Origin of the sequence: Phyllobacterium sp. SYP-B3895 (assembly GCF_009647635.1) — a bacterium.
Taxonomy (GTDB): domain Bacteria; phylum Pseudomonadota; class Alphaproteobacteria; order Rhizobiales; family Rhizobiaceae; genus Phyllobacterium; species Phyllobacterium pellucidum.
The window spans coordinates 77219-89975 of the sequence record NZ_WJIG01000004.1; the positions used below are offsets into that span (position 1 = coordinate 77219).

Sequence of the window (12757 nt, forward strand, 5' to 3'; positions counted from 1 at the left end):
GTCCTTATGCGGCGGTATTTTCGGCTTTGAGAATACGGTCGAGCGAGGGCGCGAGGCGCAAAAGCTCACGCGTATATTCGTGCTGCGGGGATGAGAACAGCGTCTCGGTTTCCGCAAGTTCGACGATTTCTCCGCCCTTCATGACGGCGACGCGGTCGCACATCTGCCGGATGACAGCGAGGTCATGGCTGATGAACAGCATGGAAAGGCCTGCAAGATCGCGCAGGTCCTTCAACAGGTTAAGAAGCTGCGCCTGTACCGAGACATCGAGTGCCGAGGTCGGCTCGTCGCAGATCAGCATTGAAGGCTGCGGCCCGAGGGCCCGGGCGATCGCGATGCGTTGGCGTTGTCCGCCGGAGAATGCATGCGCGAACCGCTCGCCCGACTGGCCGCTCAGCCCGACAGCCTCAAGCAGGATGGCTGCGTCTTCACGGGCCTCGGCAGCGTTGGAAGCAAGTTCGTAGAACAGAATGGGCTCAGCGATTGCGGCATTGATGCGCATGCGCGGGTTGAGGGCTGAATAAGGGTCCTGGAACACCATCTGCATTGACTGGCGGACGGATTTTGTCCTGCGGGCCTCCAGGGCAACCCCCTGGAAATGCACGGAACCTGAAGTCGGGGCAACGAGCCCGGCGATGGTATTCGCAACCGTTGTCTTGCCGCAGCCGGATTCGCCGACGAGGCCGAAAATCTCGCCGCGCTTGACGTCGAACGATACGCTCTTTACGGCCTTGAACGCTGTCCTGCGGCTTGGCAGAAACGAACGCTGGCCATATTCGACGCAAAGTTCGCGCACCGCCAGCACCGGCTCATCATCCTTGCTCTCCGCGGCCGACCTTGTCTTGCCGCGCACCGCCTCGCGCGCCTTGAGTGTTGCGGGCGTCTCTTCGCTCGGGACCGGCAGTCGCTCCAGCCGGTGTTCGATTGGCGGCACCGCAGCGATCAGCGTGCGTGCATAGGGTGCCTTGGGCGACGTGAGAACGCCGCGCGCCGAACCGCTTTCGACGACGCTGCCGTTCTGCATGATTGTCACCCGGTCGGCAATCTCCGCGACGACGCCCATATTGTGTGTGACGAGGAGCACGCCGACGCGCCGCTCGTCGGCAAGATCACGGATAAGCTTGAGAATTTGCGCTTGCACCGAAACGTCGAGCGCCGTCGTCGGCTCGTCGGCGACGATCAATCGCGGATCGCAGGCGAGCGCCGTGGCGATGACGACGCGCTGCCGCTGGCCGCCGGAGAGCTGATGCGGGTAGCTTCCAAGGCGGCGTTCCGGTTCGGGAATGCCGACTGCCTTGAGAAGATCGAGCGCCCGTGCGCGGGCTTCCTTGCGGCTCATATTCAAATGGGCAAGCATGCCCTCGCAGAGCTGGCTTTCCACCGTGAACAGCGGGTTGAGGCTGGTCATGGGATCCTGGAAGATCGCGCCCACGTCCCGGCCGGGAACGATGCCTTCGGTGCGACCGGTGCGCGTGTTGATCTGCTTGCCGGCGATGGAAATCGACCCGCCCGCGATGCGGCCTGGCGCCTGCAGAAGACCCATCAGCGCATTGCCGACCGTGGTCTTTCCGGCGCCGGACTCGCCGACCAGCGCATGGATTTCGCCGGGGCGGATGGTCAGATCGATATCGTTGACGGCGACGAGTGTGCCGCCATTGGTGAGCGGATACTCGACCCTGAGGTTCTTGATGTCGAGTACAGGTGGCATTTGCGTGTCCATCAGTGCGCCATCAGTTTGGGGTTGAAGCGGTCGCGCAGGTAATCGCCGATCACATTGACCGCGAGTACAAGCACAACGAGGACGGCAGCGGGCATGACCGCAATCCACCAGAGGCCCGAGAACAGGAACTGGTTGCCGATGCGGATCAGCGTGCCGAGCGAGGGATAGGTGGCGGGCATGCCGGCGCCGAGGAACGACAGCGTCGCCTCGGTGAGGATGGCGCCAGCCAGGTTGATCGTCGCAATCACCATCACCGAACTCATCACATTCGGGAGGATGTGACGCAGCATGATGCGGCGCGACGGAAGTCCGATCACCTTGGCGGCACGCACATAATCGCGCGCGTTCTCCACCATGGTCGAGGCACGTACCGTACGGGCATACTGGACCCACTCATTGAGGGCGATGGCGCAGATAAGGATGACCGGGGCCCACTCGGACACCGTCGCGCCACTCAACTGCGCGCGGGCGACACCGCTGATCAGCAGTGCGACGAGGATCGTCGGAAAACTGACGAGTACGTCGCCGACACGCATCAGGATCGTGTCGATGATCCCGCCGAAATAGCCCGCGATCAATCCAAGGGTGACACCGATAATCGCGGCGAGCAGCACTGCCCCGATGCCGATGATGATGGAAATACGCAGGCCGAACAGGATAACCGATACAAGATCGCGGCCCTGATTGTCCGTGCCGAGCAGAAAGCGCGGATCGCCGCCGTCCATGAAGGAGGGCGGAATTTCCATATCGATGAGCGAATAGGATGAGACGTCGCGCGGATCCATCGGCGCGATCAGCGGAGCGAAAATCACGAGTACAATCATCGTGGCGAGCACAAGGCCGGCAATGATGACCGAGATCGGCGGCAGTCGGTGCTGGAGAAAAGCGCGCGTTGTCATCACTTCGTCCTCAATCGCGGATCGATGAATGTGTAGAGAATGTCGACGACCATGTTGATCATGACGAACAGGAAGCCGACGAAGAGGAGGTAGGCGGCGAGAACTGGCACGTCCGGATAGCCGACCGCATTGGTGAAGAGTAGGCCCATTCCCGGCCACTGGAACACTGTCTCGGTGACGATGGCGAAGGCGATCAATTGCCCGATCTGGAGACCTGTAACGGTCACGACGGGCATCAATGCGTTGCGCAGAGCGAGCCGCCCGTAAATATGCGAGCGCGGCAAGCCGCGGGCAAAGGCGAAGCGGATATAGTCGGACGAAAGGACGTCGATCATTTCCGAGCGGACGAGGCGCATGATCAGCGTCAGCTGGAACAGCGCGAGCGTGATGGAGGGCAGGATCAGCGATTTCAGACCCGAAACGGTGAGGAAGCCGGTCTGCCAGCCACCGAGATTGACCAGTTCGCCGCGTCCCGACGAAGGCAGCCAGCGCAGGTTGACGGCGAAGATCAATATGAGAAGCAAGCCCGTCACGAAAGTCGGCATCGAAATGCCGACGAGCGTTGCCGACTGGATTATGCGCGACAGAAATCCCGTGGGCTTCAATGCGCAGACGACGCCGAGCGGAATGCCGAGCGCCAGCGACATCACCGTCGCGACCAGCACGAGTTCCAGCGTCGCCGGCAGCCTGTTCATCAATAATTCGGCGACGGGCTGCTGGTAGCGGAAGCTGGTGCCGAGATCGCCGTGCAGGACACGGCCGAAAAACTCGACGAACTGAATGAGCATGGGTTTGTCGAGGCCGAGCGCTGCGCGCAGCGCATCCTTTTCGGCCTGGCTTGCCCCTTCCCGCACCATCATCGCGACAGGATCGCCGACGAAGCGGAACATGATGAAGGCGACGGCTGTGACGGCGATCATAACGAGGATCGCCTGAAAGAGCCGCATCGAAACAATTTTGATCATCGGACCATGCCTTCCATGGAGCGCGAAGCAGCTTCACCGGCCCTTCGCGGATGCGCCTCTAAGCCCTAAAGGGACCAGCGCAGCGGTTCCAATTGGCGAGGCACGTGCCGCATGTGCGGCACGTGCCACCAGTTTAGTTCATGTGTGCGAACCACGGGCGAACATATTCGTCCGGGAATTGCGGCATGTCGACCTTGTCGCTCATCGCCCAGGCAACCGGCTGCTGATGCAGCGGCAGATAGAGCACCTCGTCGTGGGTGATGGTGAAGGCTTCCTTCAACATCGCGACGCGCTTGTCCTGGTCGAGTTCGGTCGATGCCTTGCGAGCCAGTTCATCGATTTTCGGGTTCGACAGGCCGTTGGAATTGCTGCCACCGAACTTGCCATCGGTGGTGGCAAGCAGGGCCTGCAGGACGCTGTAACCATCCATCGGCGGAAGCGAAGCCCAGCCGAGCATGTACATGTCGAATTCGCCCTTATCCATGCGCGGGAAATAGGTGGTCTTGCTCTCGACACCCACATCGGCCTGAACGCCGATCTTCGCCCACATCGACGCGATCGCAAGGCAGATCTGCTCGTCGGCGATATAACGGTCGTTGGAGCAGTTCAGGCCAACCTTGAAGCCATCGGGATATCCGGCTTCGGCAAGAAGCGACTTGGCCTTGTCGATATCGTAGGCAAGCGGGGCATCGATGCCTTCGTCATACCCGGTGACGGGCGGCGCCACCATCATGCCGGTCGTGCGGGACTTGCCGCGCATGAGCCGCTTCTGGATCGTTGCCAGATCGACTGCGTGCCACAGCGCCTGGCGAACCTTGACGTCGAGGAGCGGATTGGGCTTGCCGGGTTCGGCGTGCAATTCCTTTTTCCAGTTGAAGCCGAGGAAAATGACGCGAAGGGACGGATTCTCCACCACCTTGAAGCCTTGCGTGTTGGCGACGCGGTCTATGTCCTGCAGCGGTACCGGGGCGATCATGTCGAGTTCGCCGGAAAGCAGCGCGGCAACGCGGGTCGCGTCGGACGCGATGGGGCGGAATTCGACGCTCTTCAGATTGTGTTGCGGCTTGTCCCACCACTCTTCATTGACCGCAAATACGGACTTCGAATCCGGCTCGTAGGTGACGAGCTTGAAGGGACCGGTGCCATTGGCATGGTTGTTTGCATATGTCGTGACGCCGGTGGATGTGTTGCCGGGCTTCAGCGCGTTATGCTCTTCCATCCATGGCTTGCTCATCATGTAGATCGCGGCCAAATCGTTGAGGAGCAGCGGATAGGGGCCGCTCAGGATGAGATCGACCGTATAGTCATCGACCTTCTCGACACCGATGACGGCCGAGAGATTTTCGCGGTTGCGCGCGCCTGGATCGATCTGGCGCTGGATCGTCGCGACGACGTCGTCCGCGTTGAAGGGCTGGCCTTCGTGGAATTTCACACCCTGCCGCAACTTGAAGCGCCAGCGATCAGGAGCAACGACTTCCCAGGATGTCGCCAGGGCAGGCTCCAGTTGCAGATCCTTGTTACGGCGCACCAACGGATCGAAAACCATGTGGTGGACGCTTTGGGTAAAGCTGTCGACCTGAGCGTTCGGATCGTAGGAAATGACATCGCCGGCGGACGACCACCGCAGTGTCTGAGCCACGGAAGGCATGGTCATCGGCACGACAAGCGCAAGACCGGCCAATAATGTCTTGAGATATTTCTTCACGGGGTATCTCCCATTTTGTATACACACGTTCCCGCTATTATGGTACACTGATTGTACACAATTTCAAGGTGACAATTTAACTTTTCGCTGATTTGATGTCACCGACATGCACTTCAACATTGGGGAGCCGAATAGAATGGCCAATGCATTGCTCATCGAGAACGGCGTCATCGTCACCATGGATGGCGGTAGCCGCATCATCGAAGGCGGCAGCGTTCTGATCGAGAACGGTATTATTACATCAGTTTGCAATGGACAGGTTGTAGATGTCGACGCCGAACGCATCGATGCGCGCGGAATGGTCGTGATGCCCGGCCTGATCGACACGCACGCGCATGCCGGACACACCTTGACCAAGGGCCTTGGCGACGATTCGGAACAGTGGATGAACGTCACGGGCCGTATCTATGCCAGCGCCGTGGATACGGAATTCTGGGCCGCAGAAGCATGCCTTTCCGCGCTGGAGCGCATAAAATGCGGCACGACGACCGCAGCGCTGCTCTTTGGCGGTGGTCCAGATATCATGCGCACGGAAGGCCCTGAGGCTGCGGAGGCCCATCTGGCGGCGGTCGCCGACATGGGCGTGCGCGAGATCTTGGCTGTTGGCCCGAACCGACCAACGTCCCGACACGTGTATACCGATTACGCGGGTGGCACTGGCCGGGAAATTGCGGTATCGCCGTCGGAGCAATTGGCAGTCTGCGGTCGCCTCATCGACGCATGGGCCGGGCGCCGCGATTTGCTTCGCCTGGCGATTTCCCTGCCGGTGTTCACTGCCAGCGAACTTGAAGACGAATCCGTATACAAGATTTCGGCGGATGCGCGCGACATGGCGCGCGAAAAAGGCGTTTTGCTGGTTCAGGACGGGCACCGCGAGGGCTCAATCGCAGCCAACGCCACGCGCCTCGATCTCTTCGACGGACATTCACTGCTCGCGCACTGCATCGAGCTGACCGAGGCAGACATCGCGGTCCTGAAGCAAACCGGGGCGAAAGTCGCACACAATCCAAGCGCGCTGATGTCGGTATCGGGACGCTGTCCCGCACCGGAATTGATGGAACACGGCGTCACCGTTTCGCTAGGCACCGATGCCGCCGCGCCCGACCGTCCATTCGATATGTTCCGCAACATGTTTCAGGCGCATCGTTACCATGCGCGTCACTTGCGTGATGATGCGGTGCTGCCGCCCAAGCAACTTCTTGCAATGGCAACGATCGAAGGCGCGCGCGCACTCTCGATGGAAAACGAAATTGGTTCGATAGAGGTCGGAAAGCGCGCCGATATCATTCTCGTGAATATGCGCCAGCCGCATTTGTGGCCGCCGGTCAACCCGGTGCAGCGGCTTGCCCGCTTCGCCAATGGCGCTGACGTCGATACGACGATTGTCGGTGGACGCGTCCTTATGCGTGGACGCAAACTGGTCGATCAAGATGAGAATGCCATTCTGGAGCGAGCCGAAACCGCGTTTCATCGGATGATCGCGCGCTTGCCTGCGCTCTGACCGTGACCGCCTTCGATTTAGCTGGAGTTACTGATGACCACTGACCTTATCATTCGCAACGTGCGCCCGCTCGGCGGTGCGCCAACCGACCTTTTCATCCGCGACGGTCGCTTTTTCGAGGCTACCGCACCCAATGGCACGGATGCAATCGACGCCGGCGGACAAATCGCCCTTCCAGGACTGGTTGAAGCCCACACGCATCTCGACAAGACGCTGATCGGCATGGACTGGTATCGTAACGAGGTAGGCCCGACGCGCAACGACCGTATCCTTGCCGACCGCAAGGCCAAGCGTGAGCTGGGCATTGACGCACAACGGCAATCCGCCCGCCAGATCATGCAGACACTGCCCTTCGGCGTTACCCATATTCGCACCCATGTCGATGTGGACACGGAGATCGGCATCGCCAACGTCCAGGGCCTCGTAGCAACGCGCGCGGCCTTTGCAGGTCTTGTCGATGTACAGATCGTGGCGTTTCCGCAAAGCGGCATGCTGGTCCGCCCCGGCACATTGGCGCTGATGGAAGAGGCGCTCAAGGCCGGTGCCGATATCGTCGGCGGCATCGATCCGGCATCGATCGACCGCGATCCGGTGCGCCATCTCGATGCAATTTTTGCGCTTGCCGATCGTCACAGCAAACCGATCGACATCCACTTGCATGAGCCGGGTGAGCTTGGCGCATTCTGCCTCGAACTCATCATTGAGCGGACGCGCGCGCTTGGCCTGCAAGGCCGGGTGATGGCCAGTCACGCCTACTGTCTCGGCACGCTCGATGCGAAGCGGCAGGGAACGCTGATCGATGCGCTCGCTGCGGAAAAGATTGCCGTCATGACCGTCGGCAGCCCCTCTGCGCCTGCACTGCCACTGAAGCTGCTGCGCCAGTCGGGCGTGATTGTCGCCTCGGGATCTGACGGCATTCAAGGGACGTGGGAACCCTGGGGCAGCGGCGACATGCTGGAACGGGCCAAGTTCCTTGCCCAGCGCAACGGCATGACCGCAGACGCTGATCTCGAGGCAGCCGTGGACGTCTGCACGTTTGGCGGCGCGACCGGCATCGGACTGCACGACTACGGCCTCGCACCCGGTTGTCACGGCGATCTCGTTCTCGTGGGGGCTCAAACGCTGGCTGAGGCTGTTGCCCTCACCCCACATGAGCGCACTGTCATTCGCGGTGGTCGTATCCTCGTGCGCAACGGTCAATTGAGCGAGGACCTGCCGCATGTCGATTGAACCGGAAAAGAACCAGGGCTCAGAAGGTCCGGTGCTCTTGACGGCGCGCTGGATCGTCGGTCACGCTGACGGGCGGCACGTCCTCTATGAAAACGGTGAGGTCGTCTATGATGGGAACGAGATCATCTTCGTGGGCCAGCACTATGCCGGGCCCGTGAGCCGGCGCATCGATTATGGCATGGCGCTCATCGGACCTGGCTTCATCGACCTCGATGCGCTTTCCGACCTCGACACCGGCGTCCTCGGCCTCGATCACCAGCCGGGCTGGAAGAAGGGCCGGGTTTGGCCGCGCGACTACGTTAACGCCGGGCCGGTGGAGATGCTCGATCCGGACGAACTGGCATTCCAGAAACGCTATGCCTTTGCGCAACTCATCCGCAACGGCATCACCACCGCATTGCCCATCGCTTCGCTGTTCTATCGCGCCTGGAACGAGACGACCGATGAATTTGCATCCGCAGCCAACAGCGCCGGAGAACTGGGATTGCGCGTCTATCTCGGGCCTGCTTTCCGGGCCGGGCATTCAGTTGTCGAGGATGACGGCAGTATCGTCGTCGAGATCGATGAAACGCGGGGGGCCGAGGGTCTTCAGCAGGCTATTGCATTCTGCCAGGAACATGAGGGGCGCCATGGCGGCCTCGTTCGCACGATGCTGGCACCGGACCGGATCGAGTTCTGGACGGAGGGCTTGTTGCGGAGCGCGGCGGTCGCTGCACGCAACCTCGACGTGCCCCTGCGCCTGCATTGCTGCCAGTCGGAATTCGAGGTCAACACTATGCGCGAGCGCTTCGGCACAACCTCGGCGCGTTGGCTGCAAAGCATCGGATTCCTTGGTGAGAAGGTACTCTTGCCGCATGGGACGGACGCCGAGCGCGCGGACCTTGACCTCATCGCAGCGTCCGGCGCGACGCTTGTTCATTGTCCGATCGTGATGGCTCGTCATGGGGTGGCACTCGACAATTTTTCCGACCTGCGCCGCGCCGGATTGCGTATCGGCATGGGCACAGATACCTGGCCGCCCGACATGGTACTCAACATGCAGGTCGGACTCATGCTCGGACGCGTGATGTCCGGCGATACGACGCGCCCCGCATCCACGGATCTTTACGATGCGGCGACAACCGGAGGCGCCGATGCGCTCGGCCGAAGCGACCTCGGACGTTTGTGCAAGGGGGCTAAGGCCGACATTGTCGTCTTCAACCTTGGGGCGGATCATCTCGGTCAAATAACGGATCCGATCGCCGGACTCATGACTTCGGCAAGCGGCCGCGATGTCGACACCGTCGTCATCGATGGGCGGACGGTCATGCAAAATGGCATCATACCGGGCTTCGACTTCGAAGCGTCGCATGGACGAGCCCAACGCCAGTTTGAATGTCTGGTTGCGCGCTATCCGGAACGGACCTGGAGCCATCCACCGGTCGAGGCGATCTTTCCGCCCTCTTATCCAGCCATTCGTTCAACCGGAGTTGCGAAAGAGTAACAACCAGATTTTTCCGCTGGGGATTGGCCACTCAAGGCTACCACCAGAGGTCGCAACTCACGGATAAAGATGATAGTTAGCAAAACATCAACTCGATTCCGGGAGTGCCGAAATGAGATTTGCCTGCTACGTTGTGATGACCGCCGCGCTTGTCTTCGCGTCTTCGTGCACAACCCCCGGAATGGATACCAATCTCGCGAGCACCTCGCTGCGCAACTCCATATTCGACGAGTGCGGTTGGGCGGCGGAGTCATCCACACTCGGTGGCCTGCTTCCCAAAATCTCTTCAGGCCGGGACGGCTTTCATCGGATCACCGTAGAGGTATGTACGGCTGCCAGGAGCGCGGGCACCGCGCCCGGAGAAACCGCTACCGTGAGGGTTGAAGGAAAGTCCGTGCGTGGGCGATTCTTGCTGCCGGGCGAGAATCCCTAGGGGCGGCGGCAATCCGCACCGCCAGGCGGCGTGCCTGGAAATCAATGGGCAGGATCGTGCGGGTGCCCGTGGTCGTCGACAATCGGCAAGTCCAGATTGAACTCCCGCACGAGGTCTTTAACTTGCGCCGGGGTCAGGTAGCGCGGATTTAGGTTCCTCAGCATGAGGTAAAGCTTGGCGCCCTCCTCAAGTTCCTCGGTGGCGAAAACCGCGGCCTCGAGAGTGTCGCCGGCAACCACCGGGCCATGATTAGACAGAAGCACCGACGCATATTTGCCGGCAAGACCACGTATTGCATCGGCAACAGCCGGATCGCCCGGCCGATAATAGGGTAGCAGCGCGATCTGACCGGCGCGCATGAGACAATAGGGCGTCATCGGCGGCAATGCTGCGCGCGGGTCGATCTCTGGAAGCATCGACAGTGCAACAGCGTTCGTTGAATGAAGGTGGACGATAGAACGCGCCGATCCACGCGTTTCGTAGAGCGCACTGTGGAGCGGGATCTCCTTGGTTGGTTTATCGCCCGAAACGTGTCGACCGCCAGCGTCAAGATGCGACAGCCTCGCGGGATCGAGAAACCCGAGCGAGGCATTGGTCGGCGTGACCAGCCAACCGCCATCATCGAGCCGCACTGAAATGTTCCCCGAGGAACCCGGCGTTAACCCCCGTTCGAACAGCGACCTGCCATATCGGCATATATCTTCCCGCAAGCGCGCATTGGACATCAGGCTGTTTCCCCTTCAATCAATTCAAAGCCGAGGTCGATGACCTGCGACGGTGCGTCGTCAACCACCAGTTGCGCCGCCACCTGGCCGATTGTGACGCGCGGGGTGAGCAGGGTCGAAAGCCGCTGCGGGGTGGCACGGCCAATATCGAGCCCATTATAGCCGAGGATCGCTAGGTCGGCCGGCACCGTTATCCCGTGCGAGAGACAATGGAAGTAGCCACCGAGTGCCATGTCGTCGTTGGAAAAGTAAACAGCATCGACGTCGGGACTTCGTGCAAGCAGTTGTTCCAGCCCCGCCCTTCCATTTTCCACGGACGATGGCCCGGCATGAATCTGCCGGTCGGCGAGTGGAGCACCAGCTGCGCCCAGCGTCTCACAAAAGCTCGCAAAGCGCTTGCCAGCCCTTGTGTCGCGGTTAAGGTCATGCCCGACGTAACCGATACGCCGATAGCCACGCTGCAGCATGAAATTGGCGCTTTCCCGCCCGGCCGCGTGATTGGATAAACCCACGGCGAGATCAAGGGCGACACCGTCTATATCCAGCACCTCGACGACGCGGCATTTCGCGGCGCGCAGCATCTTGACAGTGCCGTCCGCATGCTCGTAGCCCGCCAGCATCACCGCTGTCGGCCGCCAGGCAAGCATTGAGGCGACCAATGCTTCCTCCTTCTCAGGATCATAGTCCGTCACCGCGAAAACTGCCTGATAGCCATAGTCTTCGAGCGTAGCACTCGCGCCGCGCAGCACATCCGTGAAGACGATGTTCGAAAGCGATGGGATAACGAACGCCACGAGCCGCGAGCCTGCCGACGCCAGCGTGCCGGCGATCCTATTTGGCACATAACCGAGGTGCTGGACCGCCGCCAGGACACGGTCTCTTGTCTTGGTGGAAAAGGAGCCGTGATTACGCAGGACACGTGACACTGTGCTCTCGCCGACGCCGGCCGCCTTGGCGACTTCGGCCAGGGTTACACCTTCCTGCTGCTTGAATTCCATGCTTCCCTGTTCCATTGCCGCGCGCCGCACTGGTGCATTCTCCCGTCTTTCCAGCACTAATCAAGTTATTTTGGCAGCGCTACCAATTTCGATTGGCAGCGCTGCCAAAATGCAATACCGTGCATTTATGACGTGAGCCCAGGGAGGCACCGCAATGGTATCACTGCCGGACAACGCAAACGCAGCATCGAAGATTGCGGTGATCGGCCTAGGATCGATGGGCTTTGGCATGGCGCGATCCTTGAAGCGCGCCGGCCTCGACGTCACCGGATACGACCTCGAATCCACGGCCGTTGAACGTTTTATTGCCGAAGGCGGGCTTGGCGCGCGCACCCTCGCGGAGGCGGTAAAGGATGCCGACATCGTCGTTTCAGTCGTGGTGAATGCGGTGCAAACCGAGTCGGTTCTGTTCGGGCCGGAAGGCGTTGGCCAGGCAATGCGGCCAGGGGCAGTTTTCGTCTCGTCGGCGACAATGGATCCGGCCGTTGCCCGCGGTCTGGCAAAGCGGGTCGAAGCGCTCGGCCTTCATTACCTCGACGCCCCGATCTCGGGCGGAGCAAGCAAGGCCGCGTCGGGTGAGCTGACCATCATGGCCTCAGGCTCGAAACAGGCTTTCGCAGCGGCGCGCCCTGCCCTCGATGCCATGGCCACAAAAGTCTACGAGCTCGGCGAGGAAGCCGGAACCGGCGCAGCATTCAAGATGATCAACCAGTTGCTCGCCGGGGTTCATATTGCCGCCGCATGTGAGGCCATCACATTCGCTGCCAAGCAGGGCCTTGACCTTGGCAAGGTCTATGAGGTCATCACGGCATCTGCCGGCAATTCATGGATGTTCGAAAATCGCGTCCCGCATGTGCTTGCCGGCGATTATACCCCCCTCAGCGCCATCGAGATTTTCGTGAAGGATCTTGGTATCATCCAGGACATGGCTCGTGCGGAGCGCTATCCGGTACCGTTGGCGGCGGCGGCGTTACAAATGTATCTCGCCGCCTCTGGTGCCGGCATGGGCCATGACGACGACTCGTCCCTTGCCCGCCTTTACGCGCAGCTGTCGGGCGCCACCCTGCCGGCAGCGGCAAAGTAATTTCTGCAGGATCG

Annotated in this window: 10 protein-coding genes; 4 read left to right on the forward strand and 6 right to left on the reverse strand. The window is 60.8% G+C overall.

What is annotated here, in order from left to right:
* Window positions 1-4 precede the first annotated feature (4 nt).
* The 4 genes from GF108_RS18030 to GF108_RS18045 all read right to left on the reverse strand — a co-directional run bounded on the left by GF108_RS18030 (window position 5) and on the right by GF108_RS18045 (window position 5289).
* Entirely contained in the window at window positions 5-1708 is a 1704-nt protein-coding gene (locus GF108_RS18030; RefSeq protein WP_246664020.1) for an ABC transporter ATP-binding protein, read from the reverse strand.
* Window positions 1709-1719: 11 nt separating this feature from the next.
* Entirely contained in the window at window positions 1720-2619 is a 900-nt protein-coding gene (locus GF108_RS18035; RefSeq protein ID WP_027232038.1) for an ABC transporter permease, read from the reverse strand.
* Window positions 2619-3584, reverse strand: coding sequence for an ABC transporter permease (locus GF108_RS18040; RefSeq protein WP_027232039.1), 966 nt, complete (start codon window positions 3582-3584; stop codon window positions 2619-2621). The genes GF108_RS18035 and GF108_RS18040 overlap by 1 nt, the downstream gene beginning before the upstream one ends.
* A gap of 133 nt (window positions 3585-3717) precedes the next feature.
* Window positions 3718-5289, reverse strand: a complete 1572-nt coding sequence (locus GF108_RS18045) for an ABC transporter substrate-binding protein (protein WP_370462223.1) — start codon at window positions 5287-5289, stop codon at window positions 3718-3720.
* A 136-nt stretch (window positions 5290-5425) separates the two neighbouring features.
* On the opposite strand from GF108_RS18045, the gene GF108_RS18050 reads away from it, so the two are divergent.
* Genes GF108_RS18050 through GF108_RS18060 form a run of 3 tightly spaced genes read left to right on the forward strand, consistent with a single transcriptional unit; the run spans window position 5426 to window position 9503 of the window.
* Entirely contained in the window at window positions 5426-6790 is a 1365-nt protein-coding gene (locus GF108_RS18050; RefSeq protein ID WP_153669664.1) for an amidohydrolase family protein, read from the forward strand.
* Window positions 6791-6823: 33 nt separating this feature from the next.
* Window positions 6824-8020: an amidohydrolase family protein gene (locus GF108_RS18055; RefSeq protein ID WP_153669666.1), complete on the forward strand. Its 1197-nt coding sequence runs from the start codon at window positions 6824-6826 to the stop codon at window positions 8018-8020.
* Window positions 8010-9503: an amidohydrolase family protein gene (locus GF108_RS18060; RefSeq protein WP_153669668.1), complete on the forward strand. Its 1494-nt coding sequence runs from the start codon at window positions 8010-8012 to the stop codon at window positions 9501-9503. The genes GF108_RS18055 and GF108_RS18060 overlap by 11 nt, the downstream gene beginning before the upstream one ends.
* Window positions 9504-9977: 474 nt before the next feature.
* Here GF108_RS18060 and GF108_RS18065 read toward each other — a convergent pair whose 3' ends face one another.
* Together GF108_RS18065 and GF108_RS18070 are read right to left on the reverse strand one after the other, a co-directional pair.
* Entirely contained in the window at window positions 9978-10661 is a 684-nt protein-coding gene (locus GF108_RS18065) for an aldolase (protein ID WP_153669670.1), read from the reverse strand.
* Window positions 10661-11659: a LacI family DNA-binding transcriptional regulator gene (locus GF108_RS18070; protein ID WP_153669672.1), complete on the reverse strand. Its 999-nt coding sequence runs from the start codon at window positions 11657-11659 to the stop codon at window positions 10661-10663. Before GF108_RS18070 ends, GF108_RS18065 begins: the two co-directional genes overlap by 1 nt.
* A 154-nt stretch (window positions 11660-11813) precedes the next feature.
* Between GF108_RS18070 and ltnD the strand changes: the two genes are divergently transcribed.
* Window positions 11814-12743 carry an L-threonate dehydrogenase gene (gene ltnD, locus GF108_RS18075; protein WP_153669674.1) on the forward strand — a complete coding sequence of 310 codons (930 nt, stop codon included), beginning with the start codon at window positions 11814-11816 and terminating at the stop codon, window positions 12741-12743.
* Window positions 12744-12757: the final 14 nt, after the last annotated feature.

Coding starts and splice junctions, on each gene's coding strand:
- GF108_RS18070 (WP_153669672.1), bottom strand. CDS start 11,659: ATGGAATTCAAGCAGCAGGAAGGTGTAACCCTGGCCGAAGTCGCCAAG.
- GF108_RS18055 (WP_153669666.1), top strand. CDS start 6,824: ATGACCACTGACCTTATCATTCGCAACGTGCGCCCGCTCGGCGGTGCG.
- GF108_RS18030 (WP_246664020.1), bottom strand. CDS start 1,708: ATGCCACCTGTACTCGACATCAAGAACCTCAGGGTCGAGTATCCGCTC.
- GF108_RS18065 (WP_153669670.1), bottom strand. CDS start 10,661: ATGTCCAATGCGCGCTTGCGGGAAGATATATGCCGATATGGCAGGTCG.
- GF108_RS18050 (WP_153669664.1), top strand. CDS start 5,426: ATGGCCAATGCATTGCTCATCGAGAACGGCGTCATCGTCACCATGGAT.
- GF108_RS18040 (WP_027232039.1), bottom strand. CDS start 3,584: ATGATCAAAATTGTTTCGATGCGGCTCTTTCAGGCGATCCTCGTTATG.
- GF108_RS18060 (WP_153669668.1), top strand. CDS start 8,010: ATGTCGATTGAACCGGAAAAGAACCAGGGCTCAGAAGGTCCGGTGCTC.
- GF108_RS18035 (WP_027232038.1), bottom strand. CDS start 2,619: ATGACAACGCGCGCTTTTCTCCAGCACCGACTGCCGCCGATCTCGGTC.
- ltnD (WP_153669674.1), top strand. CDS start 11,814: ATGGTATCACTGCCGGACAACGCAAACGCAGCATCGAAGATTGCGGTG.